The following is a 21,086-nucleotide window of genomic DNA, read 5'->3' on the forward strand; positions in this document are numbered from 1 at the left end:
CTACTTGCGTACCATTCTCGACGCCACGAAGGAAAAATGAGCGGCAACCTGCGCCTGGTCCTGGAATTCATCGCCAATACCGCCAACCTGGTCAACGGCATGGGCCGCTCCCGGTCGGCGGTCCATGGCTTCGCCCAAGGCGTCAAGAACGAATTCGCGGCACTGCGCGGCACCTTGAACTCGGTGCAGGGCCAACTCGCGGGGATCGGCGTATCGGTCGGCGTGGTCCACCAGATCATGGAATCCGCCCGCCTGGACAAGTCGCTCGGACTGATCGGCCAGACGGCCGGCGCGAGCGATGCCCAGGTCGCGGGCCTGCGCGGCGAGTTGTTCCGCATGGCCAGGGACACCGGCAAAAGCGTGGACGATCTCAAGGAGGGGTTCGACGTGGCCGTGCAAAGCGGCCTCAAGATGGGCGAGGCGCTCCCGGTGCTGGACGCGGTCAATAAGGGCATGGCCGTTTCGACCGCCAGCGCCCAGCAATTGACCGGCTCGCTGGGGGTAGCCGCCGCCGCATACCAGTTCGATCTCGCCAAGCCCGGCCAAGCGCTCAAGCTGCTCGATGAGATGGTCGTGGCGGGCCGACTCGGTAACGCGGAACTACAAAACCTCAGTGATATCTTCGCCCGCGTCGGCGTCAATGCCGGCAGCGCCGGGATGGGGTTCGAGCAAACCCTGGCCTTCATCGAAGGGTTGTCTCAGGTCGAGCGCCAACCCGAGCGCCTCGCCACCCTGGCCGACAGCACGTTGCGCCTCTTCACCAATCTGGACTACGCATCGGCGGCGGCGAAGGCTTCCGGCGTCCGGTTCTTCGATAAGAAGGGCGGCCAGCGCGATCCCTTCCAGGTCTTGGCCGACCTCCGCGCCAAGTTCCGGGCGCTCAAGACCGAGAAGGAACAGGCGATCTGGATCGATCAAGCCTTCGGCAAAGCGGACCAGGACACCAAAAAAGGGTTGAAGACCCTGTTCCAGGGCGACGCCTTGGACAAGGTGAAAAGCTTCACCAACGAGATCAAAAACGCAACCGGCACTATCGAGCATGATTTGCCCAAGGCGATTTCCAACAGCATCGACCAGGTGGGTAGGCTCAAAGGCGCGTTGCGCCAAGCCGCCGACGAGTTCGCCCAGCCGATCAACGATACCCTGACCAATCTCATCAAGTTCGGCCTGGACAAGAAGGAGAACGGTGGCCTGGAGCTATCGGGGAAGGACATCCTGGGCGGGGCCGGTATCGGCATCCTGGGAACGATCCTCGCGGCCCGTTACGGCGGGAAGATGATCGGTGGCCTGGGTTCGGCGATACTGGGGACCGGCGCGGGCGTCGCCACCGGCAAGGCGGTGGAAGCGGCCACCGGGATAACGCCAGTGCGTGTGACCAATTGGCCGGATAACCTGGGCGGCGGCTCGATTGCCAGCACCGCCGCGGGTACCGCCGCCACCGCCGCCGGTGGCGCTGCCGCCGCCGGATGGCTCGCCAAGCTGCGTCCGGCGCTGGCGATCCTGGGCGGGGCCGAACTCTCGACGCTGCCCCTGTTCGGCGCGGGCGCGGTGGCGACCGCCGCCGGTGGCGTGGGGCTGGCCGGGTTGGCGGGGTATGGGGCCGGATCGCTCATGTATAAAGGTATCGAAGGCACGGAGTTCGCTGACAACATGGGCCGGGACATCGCCCGCATCCTGGCGCTGCTCGGCAACTCCGACGCCCGCGCCGCCCTGGACACCGAGCGCCGGACCCACGCCGCGGAGGGCACCCGGCAAACCCAGGATGTGATGGCCGCGGCTTTTCCCGTGACCGGCAACCTCGATTCGGCCCGTATCGGCACCGATATCGGTCGGGGAGTCCTGGGCATCCTCGACCAACTGCCGCGCCCGGCCCACGGCCCCATGCCAACCGACACCCAGGCCGCGACCCTGGCCGGCCACCTCGATCCGGCCCGCATCGGCACCGATATTGGCGACGGGGCCAAACGCATCCTCGACCAGGCGCTCTCCGGCGAGACCCAACGCGCCCTGGACCTCGCCCTCAAGGTGGACAACGCCGGGGCCGAGTTCGCCCGCAAGTTGCAAGGGATCGACCTGGGCGGGCAAATCACCCTCAGGATCGAAGGGGCACCGGCCCGCGTCACGTCCATGCAACCCAATAACCCGGCCATGCGGCTCAACGTGGATGCCGGGCCGACCATGGTGCTGCCGCAATGACCTGGCGCGACCAATACCAAACCGGATCGTTCCGGGGCGTCGGGTTCGGCACCCGGGCCGCGCCGCTGGAAGGCGGACGCCGGGTGGCCCTGCACGAATATCCGTTCCGCGACCTTCCCTACCCGGAGGACCTGGGCAGGAAGGCCCGGCGCTATTCGTTCGAGGCGGTCTTGATCGGCGCGGACTACTTCGCCGCCCGCGACGCCCTGATCGCCGCCCTCGAGCAGCGTGGCCCCGGCCTGTTGGTCCATCCCTATTTCGGGCGGATGCAGGTCCAGATCGAACGCTACCACTGCCGCCAGTCCACGGCGGAGGGCGGCACGGCCCAATTCGATATCGAGTTCTACGAGGCCGGGGCGGCGGCGCAACCGGACGCCACGCCCGACACCGCCGAAGCCGCGCAATCCGCCGCCGACGACGCCGAGGCCAGGCTCGAGGCCGCGTGGCCGGACGGATGGGCCATCGACAAATACCCACCCATCCAGGAGGACGCCGGCGGCATCGTCGAGGACGCCCTGGACGGGATCGACACCGCCCGCAAGGCCATCGGCACGGTCACCACCCAGGTCAACAGTTTCGTGGGCACGGTCCAGGCCATCAAGGCCCGCGTCTCCTCGCTGGTCCTGGCCCCGGCCAACCTCGCCAGCAGCCTGTTGGGCGTGGTGGCCTCGGTGCGGACCCTGGCGTCCACCCCGCTCGCCGCGCTCCAGGTCTACCAAGGACTGTGGGTCTATGGGCAATCCATGGTCGATCCCACCGGTACCGGCAAGGTGGCGACCGCCCAGGCGCGGAACCACCAAGCCCTGCGCCGCCTGGTCCGCACCTCGGCGGCGATCAACGCCGCCCGCGCCGTGGCCGACGCACAGGTCTACCGCTATATCGGCCCGGCCTCGCCCATCTATTCGGCGACCGGCACGCAGGCCGTCCAGGTCAATGGCCGCGCCGTGGTGCTGGCGGTACCCGACACCCCGGGCGCGGTGCCGGGATTCGCCAGCTGGGCCGAGGCCCAAGCCGCCCGCGACGCGGTGGTCGACGCCATCGCCACCGTCCAGATGGACACCGACGACGCGACCTATGTCGCGCTGTCCGCGCTGTCCTCCGCCGTGGTCGCCCACGTCAACGCGCAGCGCCCGGCGCTCGGCTGCGGCGGCAGCTACACGGCGGGCGCGGCCCAGCCGAGTTTGGTCCTCGCCCACCGCGTCTACGGCGACGCCACCCGTTCCGACGAGATCGAAATCCGCAACCACATCCGCCATCCCGGCTTCGTGCCGGGCGGCGTCCCCATCGAGGTGATCCGATGACCGTCTTATCCGCCATCGCCGCCTGGGCCATCGCCATCGGCATCCTGGCTTGGCTGCGGAGGAGGGCTGGGAAATGAACGAACTCACCCTCCTGGTCGGCGGCGTCCGCTTCGGCGGCTGGACCGAGGTCGAAGTGGTGCGCGGCATCGAGCAGGCGGCGGGCACCTTCCGGGTGGTCTATACCGACCGCTGGGATGGCCAGCCCACCCCTGGCCCGATCCAAAGCGGCGCGGCGGTCCAGGTATTGATGGACGGGGAGGTGGTGGTGACCGGCCACGTCGACCGCACCCTCGTCGAGTTCGATGCGCAGCGGCACACGCTCACGGTCCAGGGCCGGGACGCGGCGGGCGACCTGGTCGATTCCAGCGCGGTCCCGGCGCATGGCGGGCAATGGCTGAAGACCGACCTCCTGACCATCGCCCGCGAACTGGCCGCACCGTTCAAGGTGCCGGTCGCCGCCGGGGCCGACCTCGGCGAACCCTTCGACTCGTTCACCTTGCAGTCCGGCGAAACCGTCCACGAGGCCATCGACCGCATGGCCCGGATGCGCGGCCTGCTGCCGATGTCCGACGGGCGCGGCGGCCTGGTCCTGGCCAGGGCGGGCACCGCGACCGCCGGGGCGCTGATCGAGGGGCAGAACATCAAGGCCGCGCGGGCGGAACTCGACCTGACCGGACGCTATTCCACCTATATCTGCCGGGGCCAAATCCAGGCGCTCGACCACCTGGACGCCGACACCGCCTACGGCCTGCAAGGCACGGCCGGCGATCCGGGCGTCGAACGCCACCGGCCCCTGGTGGTGCTGGCGGAGGACCAGGGCCACCAAGCGTCCATCGACGCCCGCGCCGAATGGGAGTGCCGCCGCCGCGCCGCGCGGGGTGCCCGCCTCTATATCACGGTCCAGGGCTGGCGCGATTCCAGCGGGGCGCTCTGGAAACCCAACACGCGCAGCGCGATCCGCAGCCCCACCCTCGGCGTGGACGGTACCCTGCTCATCAGCGAGGTGCGGCAAACCCTGGACGGGGAGGGCACGCTGACCCAACTCACGCTGGGCCAGCCCGAGGCGTTCGACCCGTCGCCCAAGAAGGCCAAGCGCCGGAAGGCCAAGGCCGACAAGTACGCGCCGCTATGATCGACCAAATCACCAAGCTCATCGCCCCCCTGCACCGCCGGGTGCGCGGCATGGTCGCGCGGGGCATCCTGCGGTTGGTCGACGATGCCGGGGGCGTGCAGCGGGTGCAGGTGCAGGTGGGGCCGCAAACGCTGGACGGCATCGACCGCCCCCAGATGTACGGATTCACCAGCCACCCGCCCGCCGGCGGCGAAGTGGTGGTGGTGTTCGTGGGCGGCAACCGGGACCAGGGTGTCGTGATCGGCGAGGGCGACCGCGCCCACCGGCCCCAAGGGTTGGGGGATGCCACGGCCATCTACGACCATCGCGGCCAGGTCATCGTCCTGACCGCCGATGGCATCGAGATACGCGGGTCGGGGCGGAACCTCAGGATCACCGGCTGTCCCAAGGTCGAGGTGGACGGCGACATCGAAGCCACCGGCGACATCAAGGCGGGGGATATCAGCCTGCGGCACCACCTCACCGGCGGTATCCAGCCCGGTACCGGCGATTCCGGGGAACCCCACGCATGAGCGATATCGCGATCCGCCCGGACGGCACCGGATTCGACTTCGGCCTCCTCGAGGGCGACCTGGAGATGGACGCCACCCTGGAGACCGCCATCTGGATTTCGCTGTTCACCGACCGCCGCCTGCCGGACGACCAGGCGCTCCCGCCCGGCGTCGACGACCGGCGCGGCTGTTGGATGGACGCCTATCCGGAGGTTCCCGGCGATGCGATGGGTTCGCTGCTCTGGTTGCTGGCCTACGAGAAATGGTCCGAACCCGCCCGCCAGAAGGCCGAGGCATGGGCGCGGGAGGCGCTGCAATGGCTGCTCGACGACGGCGTCGCCGAAGCCGTCGATGTCGTGGCCACGTTGCCGCGCCCGTTGATGCTGGGCCTGGCGGTGGCGATCACCGATCCGGCGGGCCGGGTCAGCGCCTGCCAAACCACCGCGCCCTGGCCGGCGGCCTGACGCCTTCCGCTGAAACGGTTCAGCGCGTCATCGCCTCCCGCCCCGCCTACACTAGATGCTCCCCACCGGAGGCGTACCAATGGATAGCATCGTATTCCCGGATATTCCCACCAGCATCCGGAGGCCGGGGGCCTATATCGGCGTCTACGGCCCCTGGACGGGTGCGCCCGCCACCCGCTCGACTTCCGGCGGGGGGTGTTCGCTGTCCATCGCGGCCACGGATGCCGACAAGTTCGAGGGGGACGACGGCGCGACCGATTTCACCTTCACCGTGACCCGCACCGGCCCCACCACCAGCGATGTGTCGGTGGATTGGGCCGTGTCCGGCTCGGGCGGGAATCCGGCGACCGGCGCGGACTTCGTCGGCGGCGCGTTCCCGGCCGGCACGTTGACGATCCCCGCCGGACAAACCTCCGGCGTCATCGCGGTGCAGGTCCAGGGAGACACGGACGTGGAGCCGGACCAGGGATTCACCGTGACGCTCTCCAATCCCACTTATCAACCTTGAGGGCAAACCATGGGCTGCTCAATCGGCACCGCCAGCGCCACCGGCACGATCCGCAACGACGACTGCTCGCTCTCCATCGCGGCCACGGATGCCGACAAGTTCGAGGGGGACGACGGCGCGACCGATTTCACCTTCACCGTGACCCGCACCGGCCCCACCACCAGCGATGTGTCGGTGGATTGGGCCGTGTCCGGCTCGGGCGGGAATCCGGCGACCGGCGCGGACTTCGTCGGCGGCGCGTTCCCGGCCGGCACGTTGACGATCCCCGCCGGACAAACCTCCGGCGTCATCGCGGTGCAGGTCCAGGGCGACACGGACGTGGAGCCGGATCAGGGATTCACCGTGACGATTTCCAACCCCGTGCTTGGGTGAGGACATACCATGGCCTGCTCCATAGGCACCGCCAGCGCCATCGGCACCATTCGGAATGACGATGTGGGCCTATCGGTTTCCAACCTCGTGGCGGATGGGGACGAAGGGGATAGCGGCACCACCGAACTCTCCTTCACCATCGACAGGGTGGGATATTTGGATAGGGACGTATCCGTGGATTGGGCGGTGGTGCCGGCGGATACGGATTCCGCCGACGCGGCGGATTTCGTGGGGGGCGTATTCCCCTCGGGTAGCGTGACGCTGTCGGCCGGGGAGGCGTCCACGGTGATCGTCGTACCGGTCCAGGGCGATACCGATGTGGAGCCGGACGAGTTTTTCGTTGTCGAGCTATCCAACCCGGTGGGGTGTACCCTCATGGGAGATGGCGAGGGGGCCATATACAACGACGACACCGGGGGCAATGTATTATCCGGCGAGATACTGCTTTTCAGCATTTATAACGGGACGTTCTAGCCATGCAAATGAACTGGCCCACGGGGCAGCTAACCGCCATCTTGCAGGACTTGATCGATATATTGAGGGACGGCGGGGCACCGCCCCCCTACGACTATACGATATCATCGTATGTGTTCGGTGCCGCGCCCCCGGCCACGGAAAACATGCTGCTACAGGCGTCCGGGAACCTCGGACATGCGCCTATAGGCCCATTTGTGAGCCTGGATGGGACATACGCCAGTGGCAGTTGGGCCATCCGGAACGGCGATAGGGCGACGGCCGGTTTTGGGCGGCAGGTGGGGCTCCCGGGCGGCGAATTGCTCTATGCGGTATACGGACCCAACCTGGCGGGCTTTACGGAAGAGGAGCCGGAGGAGATACCGGGGGAGCCACCGCCCTATGATGTCAAGGACGGGTATTTCTATTCCAGCGATATCGGCGCGGGTATCTTTGGCGTCCAGAACGCCTCCAATAGCGTCGAGGACGAGACCGCCTTTATCCCGAACAAGCTGACGCCCCTCGCAAGGATGGCCATATTGAACGGCACGGTGGCGAAACTGGGGGTGCGGGCCGATCTCGTGGACGCCTCGGACACCCTATTGGCCACATGGACGTGGGCCTCCCGGGTGGCCCCGACAGTCTCCGGGCAGGTTTCCGTCCTGGCGTCGGCACCGATAGCGCCCACGGTCGCCGCGGTGGCTTCCGGTACCGCCGCGTGGCTGGTGTTCAGGACCGCCCTGGGGGTGGAGACGGCCCGTGCCGACGTGGGCGACAGCTGCTACCTGGGATTGACCAGCATCACCGTGACCGAGGGCGAACCCATGACGTGGGGCGCGGTGCGCCTGCATTCCGGGGGACCCTAGCCATGCCGTGGTCCAGACCCTCCCTGCCCGATCTGCTCGCCCGCTGCCGGGGATTCATGGCCTCACGCCTGCAAGGGGCCGACCCGGCCCTGCGGCGCAGCAGCAACCGCGTCCTGGCCGACCTCAATGCCGGGGCGTCCCACGAGATGCACGGCCACCTCGCGTGGGTGGGCCGGCAAATCCTCGCCATCACCGCCGATCCCGACTGGCTCGATTACCATGGCCGCGAATGGATCGGCCCGCGCACACCGGCCAGCCAAGCCCAAGGGGGCGTCCGGATCACCGGCACCGATGGCGGCGTCGCGCCCGCCGGTACCGTCTGGCGGCGTGCGGACGGGGCCACCTATACCCAGGACGCCGACGCCACCATCGCCGGCGGCATCGCGACCGGCGCGTTGACCGCCGTCGATTATGGCGCGTCCACCAACGTCGACGCCGGCGCGGTCCTCACCATCGCCAATCCCATCCCGGGCATCAATTCCTCCGCCGCCGTTGCCGCCGGTGGCCTCTACGGTGGCTCGGATGCCGAGTCCGACGCCGCCTACCTGGCCCGCATCCTGGATCGCAAGCAGCGGCCCCCCGAGGGCGGCAGCGCGGCCGATTATGTCCGTTGGGCCAAATTGGTGCCGGGGGTCACGCGGGTTTGGGTGACGAACGAAATGGGCGCGGGCACCGTGGTGGTGCGCTTCGTGCGCGATGGCGACCCGTCGATTTTCCCCAACGAGGCGTCCCTGGACGATGTCCGCGCCGCCATCGCGCCCCGCGCCCCGTTCCCCTCGGACTGGTACGTCTACGCGCCCACCCCCCAGGCCATCCCTTTTTCCATTTGGCTCTCGCCCTCGACCGCCGCCCTCCGCGCCGCCATCCAGGCCGAACTGGCCGATCTGTTCGTGCGCGAAGGTGTCCCCGCCGGTACGATCCCATGGTCCCATTTGGTGGAATCCATCGGTTTCGCCGTGGGATCGGGCGATTTCCGGCTGTTGTCGCCCGTCGACGATATCGTCCTCGCCACCGGCCGGATGCCGGTCCTGGGGGATTTCACATGGACCTGACCGGCACCGACTATCTGTCGATGCTCCAAGCCCTGTTGCCGCGCGGCCCCGTGTGGGCGGGCGCGGGCCGGATGGGGCAGGTCCTCCAATCCTGGGCCGACGAGTTCGCCCTGGTCGACGCCCGCATCCGGCCCTTGCTCCTGGAGTCGGAGCCGGAAACGGTCGACGAGCTATTGCCGGATTGGGAAGCCGAGTTCGGGTTGCCCGAGCCCTGCGATCCGGAGGCCGAACCCACGGACGGCGAGCGCCGGACCCGGCTGGCCGCGAAGGTGCATTACCTGGCCGACCACACCGAACCCGGTTGGCAGGCGCTGGCGGCACGTTACGGCGCGACCCTCCGGCTGGAATCGTTCCAACCTTCGGAGGCGGGCCTCCTGGTCGCGGGCGGGGAACTGCTCGGCGACCGGGCGCGGTACTCGTGGCGCGTCGTCGTCCTCACGCCCACGATCACGGTGCGCGAACCCATTTGCGGGGATTTCGTGGCCGGCGACCGCCTCGGCGACTGGGACCGGCTCCCCATCGAATGCGCGATCCGGCGACGGAACCACGCCCATTTGATACCCATATTCGGCTATACCGAGGATTAGGCAATGCGGCGGATCACCCACCCCATGGAGATGTAGGGCCATGCTCTTCGCACCCCAAGCGATCCCATCCACCACCATCGCCGCGCTGCTGGCCCTGCCCGCCGCCGCCTACGCCGGGCGGATGGTCCGCGCCACCGACTACGGCGTGGGCCACGGCTCCCTGTGGTTCTCCGATGGTTCGGCCTGGCGGTTGGCCGGGCCCACGGAAATCTACAACACCACCACCGATTTCGTCGGCACCTACGCCGGGGCCACGCTGGTGGCCCAGGTTATGTTCCCCGCCAATTCGCTGCGGGTGGGGGATGCCTTGTCGCTGGTCATCCGCACATTGAAATCAGGGTCCGCTGATTCTTTTGCCCGGAACATCCGGTTCGGCGGCACCGGGGATATAGGCATCGATAGCAGCGTGTTCTCGTTGGGGTATGGGTCCACCAACACCCATACCGCCGAGAATCCACGCCTCAAGATCGTTTCGGCCACGTCGATCCGGGTGACGACCGTCGGCTCGACGACCTCGTTCAGCGGCGGCACGTCCGCCGTGGGCGCGTCCGACACCACCATCCCGGACATCGCCGCGAACAACAACTATCTCAGCATCACCTTCAACAAGAACGCCGGGGCGGCGGGGGAAACCCTCACCACCAAGGAATTGACGATCACCCACCATCCCGGGCCCTAGCCGCCATGCAGAACGTCAAGACCCTCCAAGAACGCGACAACCTCAACCCGGTCCTGGCCATCCATGTCGAGGCGGACGGTTCGTGGGACTGCTACCTGCCCGGAGATGAATTGCCGCCGATGCCGCCGCCGCCCGAGAGCATCGTGGTGTCCCCCAATCAATTCCGGCTCGCCTTGCTGCAAAGCGGCCTGCTCGACGCGGTGGAGGCGTATGTGGCCGCGCAGCCACGCCCGGTCCAAATCGAATATGGCTTCGCCCCGCGAATCCATTCCCAGAATCCGCTGATCGCCGCCGCCGCCCAGGCGTTGGGGCTGACGGACGGACAGCGGTTGGCCTTGTTCCAACTGGCGGAGACGCTGTGAGGGTTGCCGACGCCCATCGAATGCGCGACCCGGCGATGGGTCCGCGTCCATTCAATACCTATATCCGGTTATGACGAGGTTTAGATAATGCAGCGAATTACCCACCCCAGTGCCGCCGCCGAATTACCCTCGGCCCGCGATTATGGTTCCGCTCCGGGGTATTTCATACAGCGCGACGTGGAAAATGGGATCGCGGGGACTTTGGTCACCAACGATTGGCTGAACGCGGTCCAGGAGGAGTTGATCAATGTCGTCATCGCGGGGGGAGGCACCCCCAATGCGGCCAACCTGGGGCAAGTGGCGGCGGCGATCTCCGCGTTGATCGCGGCGGCGATGGTGCCCGTCTGGAACCGCATCGGTGGCGCTAACGGCGATGTCGCCGGATACATCGCCCCGGACATCGACGCGCTATACGTCCCCGGCGAATATTATTACGGCACCTCCACGGGCGGCACGAAGCCGTCCACCTATGGGCTGGTCAAGGTCTGGCGCGAAACCGACCGCCTCATCTATCAAGTGGCCCAAGCGTCCAGCACCGGCCGTCTCTATAGCCGCTATATCAACAGGGACAGTGGGGATGGTTGGTCGGATTGGGAGTGCCCGGCAGCGGCGGCGGATTTGGCCCTATCCCGCCAAGGCGGCGTGGACGGCAACTTGCTGGAACATCCCGCCCCGGACATCGACGCGCTATACGTCCCCGGCGAATATTATTACAGTCCTTCTACGGCCGGGACGAAACCGTCCGATTACGGACTCGTCAAGGTCTGGCGGGAAAGTGCCGGCACCATTTATCAGCATGCGCAGCATTCCGGCGATGGCCGGTTCTCAACCCGTTATTACACGTCGGGCTCATGGACCGAATGGCATTTGTTCGCCCCCTACTTGGCCCGCGACGGCAGCATCGTTGGCGGTCCCGGCGAACAAGTGTTCGCGGCGGGTTCGACGGATTTCCAGCGAGGGACCAGCTATCAAGGGGATTTGCTGACGGTCAATGGGCCAGGAGTAGGGGCGTCCCATTTCGGGGAAGAGACATGGTGGATGTCGATGGGATCGTGGCCTATCAGCGGGACCGGCGATCCGGGCGATCCAGTCATATACGCGGGGATGTTCGTGCGGGTGGCTTGATTCCACGGTGAAACCGGCAATCCTCTACCGGTTTCACTTCCATTTATCTCGCGTCTGGGGGTTCATTTATCTCGCGCGGCTTCACGGTATTTGGAGAACGGAGCCTACAAGGACCGGCAAAATATCCTGGAAGCCCAACGGGTGGCCGATGCCGTGATCCACCACATGAAACGCCATCCCGAAGAATCCTTGGGCGTGGTGACTCTCAACCAAACCCAGAGGGACCTCATCGAGGATGTGCTGGACAAAAGGCTCCGCGATATTCGGGAGACCCAGGACTACCTGGCCGCATGGGAAAAAGAAGGTTGGCCCTTCTTCGTGAAGAACCTGGAGAACGTCCAAGGCGACGAGCGCGATGTCATCGTGATTTCGACCACCTTCGGGAAAGCCGAAGGTTCGGGAAAAGTCCGGCAGAATTTCGGTCCGATCAGCCGTCCCGATGGGTGGCGCCGCCTCAATGTCCTCTTTACCCGCGCGCGCCGGAAAATCGAACTCTTCACCTCCATGCAGCCCGAGGATATCGTTGTGGACGCAACGACACCAAGGGGTACCCGCGCCCTCCGGGACTATCTGGAATTCGCCCGGTCGGGCATCCTCACCGACACCCAAGTCACGGATCGTCCCCCCGACAGCGACTTCGAGATCGCCGTGGGGGAAATGCTCAACCATCACGACTACGAAGTGGTCCCCCAACTCGGGGTGGCCGGCTTCTTCATCGACCTGGCTGTGCGCAACCCCGACCGTCCCGGGGAGTTCCTCGCCGCCATCGAATGCGATGGCGCCACCTACCATTCCAGCGCCTCCGCCCGCGACCGGGATCGCATCCGGCAAGCCATCCTGGAATCGCTTGGATGGAAGGACCGGATTTGGCGGATATGGTCCACCGATTGGTTCTTCGATCCCCGTAAGGAATCCGCCCGTCTCCTCGAATTCCTGGCTGCGCGCCGCCAGATCGCTAAAACCGAGGGGGCGGCTTCCATCGTCTATGAGGAAACGGATGCGCCTTCCCTGGATACGGCGGGCGGTATGGAAATCGAGCCGATCGAAATGGATTCCGAGGCCACCGGGGAAGATTTGTATGTGGAGGTCGGCGACCGCGTCTTCTATTGCGATACCGATAATCCCGGGACCCGCCACGAGGCCACGATTGTGGATTATCCCAGCAATCCTAAAAAGGATTTGGTGAACGAAAATTCCCCCTTAGCGCTGGCCCTGCTAAACAAGGCCATCGGGGAGGAAGCGCGGTTCGAGGCGGTTGAAGGACATCCCCAAAATATTCGGATTTTGAAGATCCAGCGGCAAGCGAGCTTATGGACCTGACGACTCACTTGCCCATAAGTTTACGAAATCGGATTCGCTACCAACTTTTTCAAAAGACAAGACTTCGGCCTTTCCGGCCATCCGCGTTCCGGCCCCGATCTTTTCGAATGACAGCTTTCCGGGCCTGAAAACCTTACTGGACTGATTGGGCGAGCCCTACGGTAACCGGGGTGGCCTGGCTATTCAGCGGGGTCAGCCTATGACACACGCCCGGCGAAGACCCGGTCCGCCCGCTCTGGATCCTGGTCGTGGACCCCTTGGCGAAAAACCGGCCCCAGGCCTACTTTGTCACTGACACCGGGTTGACGCCCGAGCGGATCGTGGAAGTGTTCGTTTTGCGCTGGAGCGTGGAGGTCACGTTCGAGGAGGGTCGCCGTCACCTCGGCGTGGAAACCCAGAGGCAGTGGTCCGACCTTGCGATTGCCAGGACCACGGCGTGAAAGGCTCAAGTCGAGAACCAAGGCCCTCTTTCCCAATTCAGGCGGGCTATCCTTGCCGGAACCGGTCGGGCGACGACTGGATTGCTCATTTGTCGCAAAGAGGTACGTCGCCAATCCGGCGGAAGTATTTACCCTGTGCCCCTAGGAAAATTCCATCGAAACCCTTCGGAGGGAATATTCCCCTGAGATTCCCGTTGCAGGCGCTGCCCTCGGCAATATTGAACCATAGCTCTTGATTGTCGCTAGATTCCGAGGTTCCCACCGAGTATATCTTAATACTTGTCCCCTGCTTGATCGTATACTCCTTCCATAAATACCCCTTGTCCTCTACAGCGTCTGAATAGGTTTTCACATCCTGTGTGGCGACGTATTCACCCGGTTTAAAATCATCGCGTGGCGAATATGAATAGCCGTCCGCTTTAGCCGAATCGTAAGGGCTGGGCGGATAAGCGATATTGAGTAATTGATTGATCTGGGCGTCATAGGCCTGCTCTAGGCAGGCTACGTTTTGACATTTGTTCCTTACATTTTTCATCCAAGTAATTTGTTTATTTTTAAGAGATATTTTGGATGAGGACTGATTCAGGGCGGCCTTATAGGTTTCGCTCAATATGTCATCGAGCTTGGAAAGGGATTCGTTAGAGCAGATTGCGTTTTCTATGAAAGTGCTTGCTTTTTTGCAATCGAAGCTGACGGCGGCGGCGTTAGAAACGGCACATAGAATGGCTAGGAATATGGCGGCTTTCGTGTACATGTATCGGCCTATTTTCTTGGGCGTTGATTCGTAAATACGGGATGTTTGTTTTTCCCCTTACCCCTCCGGGCTCAGGGCATGCCGAGGGCGGTCATGGTGTTCATATTCGGGTTTGGTTATTTACCGGTTCCAGCAAAAAACCTAGCCACCTTTACCATAGCCAGCGTATCCAGCCCGCAATAATCCAAGAGCGCCCGGCGTAGGGCCTGCCGCCGGTCTTCAGTCGTCGCGGGATCGAGTATTTCCTGGAAGGCGGCCTGCGCCATCTGCCCGTCGGCGACTTCCATGCCTTCGTAGGCCATTTCCGGGGCGATGGTGGGCAAGACCGCCTTGATCGACCAAGAGCCGTGCTGCTCCGGGTGGTAATAATGCTGGCGGGCGATGGGCAGCAGATCGACGATGCGCCGGATGACATTGTCGATCCGAACCGCCAAGTCGGGGAATATAGGCCCGTCATTTCGCGTAAGCGGCTCCTTTCAAATGCTGCGTTGTATACGAAGACCGGGCCGGTTTCCCGCACTGCGGATAACAGGCTTTCGGTGAATGGACGGCGTGGATCGTCCGGCCCTTCCGCCAAGTAGGCTTGATGGCTCAGGCCACCATCGACAGATTCCACATGGCAGGACCATTGGAACGGTACCTGGGCATAGGGGCGGGTGCCCGGCCATATTGGAACGCAGGGCGCGTAGGTCTCGAAATCAATGAAGAACCGGGGGTAAGGCAGATTCCCTAAAATAGCCTTGGCCTGGGGGTCGAGATAAGCACTTCCATTTTGCGCGCAGGCTTGAACGCGTTGATGGAGGGGGTTCGTCAGGCGATCCACAGGAACATCGCGCAGGTCGTCGTAGCCCTCCGTGCGCAATTGCTCGGCCAAGGACTTGCCCCTGGGCAAATCATCCACGGAATAGCCGGGTTCGGTGGCTATCGCCGGTGGGGCGCAATATTCGAGGAAAGGACAGGGGAAAGGGGTTTCGCATTGTGGGCCCGGCGCGATGCTCGGTTCTCCGCCGTCCAGGGTCGACCGTGCCCCGGCTACCCATTGGGGAATATCGCCTAGCAAGGGCTGGATCTCTGCATCGACGGAAACTTCCTTGAGCAATCCCCGGTAATCGCCGTTGCCCGGATAAACGAAGCCATTGTCGATATGGCCGATCGCCACTTCCTGGATCGTCAAACCCGCCTGCCGGGCAACCCAGGCCTGCACCGCAGCGTCGGGGAGGTGATAGTCCTTGATCGAAGTCGAGGATTTAACCTCGATCAGGCGATAGCCATCCGCCGCTGGCAGTAGCAGATCAAGGCGGACCAGCACGCCTCCATGCTCGAAGGTGGCCTCGAACAGCGGCCTTGTCGGTTGGGCCAACAACGCTTCGGCGGTGTCCCGCAGGGCTTGCCGTAGATCGGCGGCCTCGATCAAGAGTCCGCCGGGATGGAGTGCGCGGGCGATGACGCCGACTTGATTGCCCGAATCCAAGCGGGCTTGGGTGGCGGCATCGAAGGCGGGTGCTAGGATCGGTTTGTGGACTTGCAGCCACAGGCGTTTCGGGCATTGCCGATGCGCCAGCAAACGGGACTTGGACAATCCGGACATGGTCGGCTCCAGGCGATGAAGTCACGCTCAGTATCCCTGGGCTGAGCGACGGTATAAGTCGCACTGTGGTCCGTCCAGGCAGTCCCTTACCAGGCCGGACCCTTGCAACTGTAGTCGAGGTTCACAAAATCTGAAGAATAGCCACGCGCCCGTCCTTGGAGCGCGGCTTTGGGCCATGGCTACGGGCTTGCCGATGCCGTTCCCGATGCTTGAGTTGGGGCCGTCCCTGGTTCCGCTGGGTTGGGCCTGGAGCGGTTGGCCTCCCACCAAGCTATAAACGATTTCGATAAGCCGTTCTCATCAAAATCCTCGGGGGTCAAATCCTTGTCCTCGGCCTCTATATACGTCAGATACTTCACCGCGCGGGAGGGGAATATTTGTAGATACCCACGCCACGAGTGGAGGATGTCCGGCATATCGACCTTGGCCAAGGCAAAGTCCAGGTAAATCCATTTACCCTTGGGTAGCCAAGGCGGTGCGCTTTCGCAGCCGAAACCGATTTGCAGTATCGGTTTCCCCGCCGACCTTTTCAGTTTGAAATGGAGGACCGGTTCCATCGCTCCCCATGAACTCCGCTTGCCGACGGTTGGCAAGCCTTCAAGCCAGTTGCCTAGGCTTGTGGCCTCACCGACAGTGAGGGCAGGATCCCGGAAACGCCAATTGCCCTTGGGATGGATGATGTCACCCTCGATCATCAGCCAATCGTCGAAAAGGGGCCGGTTTATTTCCGGAAATTCATAACCAGCGATGCGCAGTTCAACGGCGATGCCGTGTTCGTTCTCGAATTTCATGGATAAACCCTCTTGCTCGGAATAGAAATGCGGCTTTGGCGCGGAGCCTGAAGCCGGGTTCCAAGCGGAGCGGGTCAATATCCCGGTGTCGTGATGGGAGATTCCATGCGTTCCACCCTCCGAATCGCCCCGCTCAGGTTCCGGGGCTCACGCAACCGGGTTTGGGCTCCGCATGGTGTCATTATCAGAGGGGGGTGCGACGGAATAAGTCGCAGGAAACGGTTTTTTGGAATGCAAGTGCCGTCGCCACAAAACAGGGGGTGGAACTTGGTAGGGGTACCGGAAAGCTTTTGGTGCGCACCCACCGCGCCGCACCGAGAACATCCGGTCCCCACTTCGAAGATCAAAGCTTGGCTTGGACCAGCGCCTTCAATAAGCCCGCGCCCAAAGCTATCCGATCCTCGCTATCCACCTCACCGGCCTGGCGCACCGGGCACAGGTTGTTCTGTATTCCATACTGGGCGAATACTTGGTTTAGGGCGGCCAACTGGACCGGATCAGCCGGGATATCGGAAAGCTGCCATCCCTGATCCACACATTCGATCTTAAGTCCGCTCGCCTTCAAGGCCATGCGGCGGGATTCGGTCTCGTAACCATAAAACCAGGGCCATTGCTTGGAAATGGGATCGTCACCAACCCCACTAAGCTCCCACATCGCGTACAAATAGGGATCGCGGTAGAAGCTGCTCATCCTGGTCTTGTCGAGCATGCACGCGCCGTAGCCCGAGTTTTTGATCGCGTAGCGGCCCGAAGCGCCCTCGCGCATGGCCGGGTATTTCACGAAGTAGTACCGCCAGTCCAGATATTGATCCGGTTGCCGGACTTCGCAATCCCGCAGAAATTCCTGCTGTAGGGTGGCCAGGCAAGCCGGGATGTTGCCGCTCGAATGGGCAACCCGGTCGAGCAGGGCCATCAGCGGAACGACCAAATTTGGTTGGCCGCCGCCGAACACATAACGCCATGGAAGTGGCTCCGAAGCGGCGCCGAAAGCGGCCATCCGATAGCCGTTCCAGCGGTCCCATTGACGCGAATAGTCGCCCAGGGCCAATAAGGCTCCGGTTAATTCCTTCCAGAGATCTGGATGGTTGAACAACACCTGGAACGCCTGGGCCCGGCTTTGGAAAACGCTGGCGGACTGCGCGGGATCGAGATCGAAGGCGGTTAGGCGGCCCCTCAGCAAATCATGGTCTTCCAAGCCGTGGAGCGCATCCGCCAGGGTGGGTTCTCGATCCAGCAAAGCGGTTTTTTCGGCCTCGTTCGCCACTTGGGCCTGGTTGAGCGCGGCAATCCCCGTCAGCTTGTGATCGACCACCACCGCTTTCACGTCGGCGAGCAGGTCCGGCATCTTGTCCGCGCGGATTTCACCGCCAAGCGAAGCCTCGATCAGGTTGCGCAAACGGCGCAGGCGGCATGGGAAGTCGGGGGTTTTATGGATACGGTGCAGCAGCGTGGCATAAAGCAGCAAGCTATGGGCGAAGGTCCAGCCCGGTGCGCCATAGCTCCGGCAACAGGCCGCGAACAGGTCCACGGGACTTTCGTTGCGGGGCGCTTGGCCAAAGGCATTGAACAGCAACAGCGGAACGCTCGGGCCACCGGGCGTGGCGGTCATCCGCGCCTCGAACCAGGCACGGATATCCTCGCCCTGCCAAATATCGAAAGACTGGAACAGGAATTCCAGATGGGGGGTGGCTTTCCGCAGGTCCTGGGCGTAGACCGATGCGGCCAGATCCTCCAAACGGGTTTTGGCGTCGAAAGCCACACCGCCCACCCAGGCGTGCAATTCGGCGATGAAGCGGAAGTAGCGCATGAATTCGTCGTCGATGAGATGGTCGTCACCCCGGTAGCGCCAAAGGATATCCGACCATGCAGTATCCACCTTGAACGCGAAATCGCTGACCCGCGCCTCTGGATGGCTGGCGGCTTTCAGCGACTCGATGAATTGCGCCTTGAAATTCTCGAACTCGGTCAGCGGTTTGCCGCGCGAGTTCATCTTGATGTAGAGGTCGCTGGCCGTTTGCTCGGCGGGTATCGGCAGCAGATAGAAGCCGATGGCGGGGTGTTCCGCATCGACCAGTCGCGCCCACGCGGCCCGGCATCCGTCTTCGCCGCAATCCCCGAACCGTGCGTGCAGCGCGTCTAGCATCATCAGCATGGCTTGGATGGTCGGATCGTGTTCCCAGGTGTAGAAGTACCAAGGTTGGTCCCTTAACCAGCCGGAGAGCCCGCCCGCGTTGCGAATGTCTGCCTGGCCCGGTCGCACCACCTTAACGAGGCGCTCGCAGAACATGCGAGCACTGTCGCGTGTGTCATAGGTGAAGTGAGTCCAGGTTTGGCTGTCGAGGGGAACATCCGCCCGCCAAGCCAGGTACCAATGCAGCAGGAACAGTGTAGTAAGGCGTTGTTGCCCATCCAGGGGATGGAACGCGTCCCCTACCTGATCCCCATAGATGAAATCCAGTTTGATGCCCGCGCCATCCACCGTCACGGCCTGGTAAAGGGCATCGAGGAAACGCTCGCGGATGCGTTCGACTTCCTCCCCCGGACGACCTTGGGCATAGTCGCGCTGTATCAACGGGATTTGGATACGCCTTACTGGTGATGCTTCGAAAAGCTGGGCAAAACTGGTATTGGTATCGAAAGCGATTGAGGCCGAATTCATGGCATGGCTCCTCAGGGGGTGAGATAGGGCTGGAGCAGGTCAACGATGGCCCGGTAATAAGCCTCCCGGTCCCTTCGGCCCCAGAAGTGGATTTGCTGGGCGTCTTCCTCGGTGTAGTACTTTAGGAAGACATTGCGGGTGCAGATGGGGATATAGCCCCCCTCCCGGTCGATCTCCAATACCAGCCGCCGCTTAACCTCGAATACCGCGTTGTTTAGGCGGCTGTTGTCGTCGCGGGATAGCAGGGCGAGATTATCGATGGCGTGCAGGCCGTCGTCCGGGGTCATGCGGTAGTCGGGGTGGGTCAACTGGTCGATGACACGCTGGGACAAGGCTTCGAACTTGGAACCTAGGTTATCCGCTGTCTCGAACACCGCCAGCAAGGCTTCGATTCCGGCGATCAAGTCGCCGGTATTGGGCAAGGCCGGGAGCGCCTTAGCGTGCTCTCTCAACCAAGCTTCCCACTGTTGTTTTTTGGTAAGGCCCTGGGCGTTTTGGGCATGGATATGTTCCAGCGACCAGACCTTGCCCACATGCCGCCGGAATGGGAACCGCTGCCCGCTGCGCGAAAGGGTTTCCACGTTCATCAGCAACAAGATGTTGAGGAGTTTGAGATAGTCGGCCTCGTAGCTCAGGTCGCGGAGGTTGGATTGGCGAATGGCGATCCTGGCACGGATGCATTCATTCAATTCGCCCTCGAAATGGCTTTTGGTCAGTTCCTCGCGATGGACCCAGTTCCATAGCTCGCCGAAGTCCGTGCCGCTCGCCACCAGGAAGCCGATTTTGTTGTGGAGGCGCGGCTCGCGGAACCAGCCCAAAACCAGGGCGTGCATGTCCAACATCTGCTCCCAGAAGGCGACCCAGTCCCGTTCGATCCGTTCGCGCAGGGTTTCGAAGGTGTAGTGGGCGGGGCGCTTGCGTCCCCGTGGATAATCCTCCGGCAAGGGCGCGAGGGCGTCCAGCAATAGGCCGATGTGGGTTTGATATTCCCCGGTCGCCTCGGTCCCGGCCACGAAGGCCCAAATATCGGGATCGCGGAGGTCGCGTTCGATCATGTCCCACTGTGCCGCGACTTCCTTCGCCCGGTCGCTCTTCGAGAGCAATAAAGCCTTGACCAATTCCGCATCGGTCAAAGGAATCCTGCCGATGTTGAGGCGGGCGAACAGTGCGGCGGAATCCCTTTCGTTGTCTTCCGGGTGGTCGGGCGCTTCGTACCAGATGACCCGCACATTTTCTACCAGGAATGTGTGCAATTTGCTGGCTACTACCTCCTGGTGCAAAGGCTTTCCCCGGCCTTTGAACCAATCGCCAATGCATTTATAGGCGCGGTAAAGATGGAAGTAATCGATGCACGCCTCGCTTTCCTCGGGAAGCAGCGTGGTCAGATAAGTTTCGCTACCGAGGCGGGTTTCGTAGCATATCGAGTAAGGCGCGGCGTTCATCTTCCAACCCTGCCGTTGGATATAGAGGAAAATCAGGTAAAGCGTGGTCAGCCTTTGTTGTCCATCGATCAACTCCCATTCCTGCGCGCTTTCGTCGGCGGCTTGGCCGCGCGGTTTCACGACGATGGGTTGGAGGCTATAAGGCTTGCCCCCGCACTCCCAGAGATCGTCGAGCAGGCGTTTTACGTTATCGGTGTCCCAACGGTAACCGCGCTGATAGCGTGGCACGAAGAAGCGGCCTGAAATATGGCCCACCGGTTTATCGCAGAGCGGACTTTGCTTGGTTTGGGGCATAGGTATATTTACCGAATCTTTATTCATGTTATTGATACCTTGTCTTGAGTCTGAAAATAAGGGAGTTATTAAGTCGATGAGAGGCCAGGAATTCTGGCTACCGGAAACTGTAGCCCTAAGCCCATGGAATCTACTGAATCACCGGAATCCTCTCGGATTGCGAGGTCCAGATAATAAGGGCTTGGGTTCCCGTGGTGCCGTTACCGAAGG

The 21,086-nt window shown here is 63.2% G+C and carries 20 protein-coding genes and 1 pseudogene; 15 read left to right on the top strand and 6 right to left on the bottom strand.

Annotation, left to right across the window (positions count from 1 at the left end):
• Positions 1–36 precede the first annotated feature (36 nt).
• The 15 genes from B9N93_RS05600 to B9N93_RS05670 all read left to right on the top strand — a co-directional run bounded on the left by B9N93_RS05600 (position 37) and on the right by B9N93_RS05670 (position 12,908).
• Entirely contained in the window at positions 37–2,196 is a 2,160-nt protein-coding gene (locus B9N93_RS05600; protein WP_085211650.1) for a phage tail tape measure protein, read from the top strand.
• Complete coding sequence (locus tag B9N93_RS05605) at positions 2,193–3,497, top strand: DNA circularization protein (protein ID WP_085211652.1); 1,305 nt, start codon at positions 2,193–2,195, stop codon at positions 3,495–3,497. The genes B9N93_RS05600 and B9N93_RS05605 overlap by 4 nt, the downstream gene beginning before the upstream one ends.
• A 73-nt stretch (positions 3,498–3,570) precedes the next feature.
• Complete coding sequence (locus tag B9N93_RS05610; protein WP_085211654.1) at positions 3,571–4,629, top strand: phage baseplate assembly protein; 1,059 nt, start codon at positions 3,571–3,573, stop codon at positions 4,627–4,629.
• Positions 4,626–5,141 carry a phage baseplate assembly protein V gene (locus B9N93_RS05615; RefSeq protein ID WP_085211656.1) on the top strand — a complete coding sequence of 172 codons (516 nt, stop codon included), beginning with the start codon at positions 4,626–4,628 and terminating at the stop codon, positions 5,139–5,141. Before B9N93_RS05610 ends, B9N93_RS05615 begins: the two co-directional genes overlap by 4 nt.
• On the top strand, positions 5,138–5,584 hold the full coding sequence (locus B9N93_RS05620) for a phage GP46 family protein (RefSeq protein WP_085211658.1): 447 nt from the start codon (positions 5,138–5,140) through the stop codon (positions 5,582–5,584). The genes B9N93_RS05615 and B9N93_RS05620 overlap by 4 nt, the downstream gene beginning before the upstream one ends.
• Before the next feature lie 79 nt (positions 5,585–5,663).
• Positions 5,664–6,092 (top strand): hypothetical protein, encoded by a 429-nt coding sequence (locus B9N93_RS05625; RefSeq protein WP_085211660.1) that lies wholly within the window; start codon positions 5,664–5,666, stop codon positions 6,090–6,092.
• A 9-nt stretch (positions 6,093–6,101) separates the two neighbouring features.
• Entirely contained in the window at positions 6,102–6,464 is a 363-nt protein-coding gene (locus B9N93_RS05630; protein ID WP_085211662.1) for a hypothetical protein, read from the top strand.
• A 9-nt stretch (positions 6,465–6,473) separates the two neighbouring features.
• Entirely contained in the window at positions 6,474–6,938 is a 465-nt protein-coding gene (locus B9N93_RS05635) for a hypothetical protein (RefSeq protein WP_085211664.1), read from the top strand.
• Positions 6,939–6,940: 2 nt separating this feature from the next.
• Positions 6,941–7,783 (top strand): hypothetical protein, encoded by an 843-nt coding sequence (locus tag B9N93_RS25340; protein WP_176225143.1) that lies wholly within the window; start codon positions 6,941–6,943, stop codon positions 7,781–7,783.
• A 2-nt stretch (positions 7,784–7,785) separates the two neighbouring features.
• On the top strand, positions 7,786–8,835 hold the full coding sequence (locus B9N93_RS05645; RefSeq protein WP_176225144.1) for a baseplate J/gp47 family protein: 1,050 nt from the start codon (positions 7,786–7,788) through the stop codon (positions 8,833–8,835).
• Complete coding sequence (locus B9N93_RS05650) at positions 8,826–9,422, top strand: putative phage tail protein (RefSeq protein ID WP_176225145.1); 597 nt, start codon at positions 8,826–8,828, stop codon at positions 9,420–9,422. Before B9N93_RS05645 ends, B9N93_RS05650 begins: the two co-directional genes overlap by 10 nt.
• Before the next feature lie 40 nt (positions 9,423–9,462).
• On the top strand, positions 9,463–10,101 hold the full coding sequence (locus tag B9N93_RS05655) for a hypothetical protein (protein WP_085211672.1): 639 nt from the start codon (positions 9,463–9,465) through the stop codon (positions 10,099–10,101).
• A gap of 5 nt (positions 10,102–10,106) precedes the next feature.
• Positions 10,107–10,463 carry a hypothetical protein gene (locus B9N93_RS05660; RefSeq protein ID WP_085211674.1) on the top strand — a complete coding sequence of 119 codons (357 nt, stop codon included), beginning with the start codon at positions 10,107–10,109 and terminating at the stop codon, positions 10,461–10,463.
• 87 nt (positions 10,464–10,550) lie between these two features.
• Positions 10,551–11,588 carry a pyocin knob domain-containing protein gene (locus tag B9N93_RS05665; RefSeq protein WP_085211676.1) on the top strand — a complete coding sequence of 346 codons (1,038 nt, stop codon included), beginning with the start codon at positions 10,551–10,553 and terminating at the stop codon, positions 11,586–11,588.
• A 90-nt stretch (positions 11,589–11,678) separates the two neighbouring features.
• Positions 11,679–12,908: an AAA domain-containing protein gene (locus B9N93_RS05670; protein ID WP_085211679.1), complete on the top strand. Its 1,230-nt coding sequence runs from the start codon at positions 11,679–11,681 to the stop codon at positions 12,906–12,908.
• 525 nt (positions 12,909–13,433) lie between these two features.
• On the opposite strand, the gene B9N93_RS05680 is transcribed toward B9N93_RS05670, so the two are convergent.
• The 6 genes and pseudogenes from B9N93_RS05680 to B9N93_RS05705 all read right to left on the bottom strand — a co-directional run bounded on the left by B9N93_RS05680 (position 13,434) and on the right by B9N93_RS05705 (position 20,876).
• Positions 13,434–14,102 (bottom strand): lysozyme inhibitor LprI family protein, encoded by a 669-nt coding sequence (locus tag B9N93_RS05680; RefSeq protein ID WP_085211682.1) that lies wholly within the window; start codon positions 14,100–14,102, stop codon positions 13,434–13,436.
• A 116-nt stretch (positions 14,103–14,218) separates the two neighbouring features.
• Positions 14,219–14,536: a DUF2779 domain-containing protein gene (locus B9N93_RS26805; RefSeq protein ID WP_368655824.1), complete on the bottom strand. Its 318-nt coding sequence runs from the start codon at positions 14,534–14,536 to the stop codon at positions 14,219–14,221.
• Between the two features lie 20 nt (positions 14,537–14,556).
• Positions 14,557–15,690, bottom strand: a pseudogene (locus tag B9N93_RS25940) (DUF2779 domain-containing protein); the annotation flags it as partial.
• A gap of 179 nt (positions 15,691–15,869) precedes the next feature.
• The gene (locus B9N93_RS05695) at positions 15,870–16,481 is read right to left on the bottom strand and encodes a WapI family immunity protein (protein ID WP_085211686.1); all 612 of its coding nucleotides are present in this window, start codon (positions 16,479–16,481) and stop codon (positions 15,870–15,872) included.
• Positions 16,482–16,824: 343 nt separating this feature from the next.
• On the bottom strand, positions 16,825–19,140 hold the full coding sequence (locus tag B9N93_RS05700) for a GmrSD restriction endonuclease domain-containing protein (protein WP_085211688.1): 2,316 nt from the start codon (positions 19,138–19,140) through the stop codon (positions 16,825–16,827).
• An 11-nt stretch (positions 19,141–19,151) separates the two neighbouring features.
• Complete coding sequence (locus B9N93_RS05705) at positions 19,152–20,876, bottom strand: DUF262 domain-containing protein (RefSeq protein ID WP_085211690.1); 1,725 nt, start codon at positions 20,874–20,876, stop codon at positions 19,152–19,154.
• Positions 20,877–21,086: the final 210 nt, after the last annotated feature.

Origin of the sequence: Methylomagnum ishizawai (genome assembly GCF_900155475.1) — a bacterium.
Taxonomy (GTDB): domain Bacteria; phylum Pseudomonadota; class Gammaproteobacteria; order Methylococcales; family Methylococcaceae; genus Methylomagnum; species Methylomagnum ishizawai_A.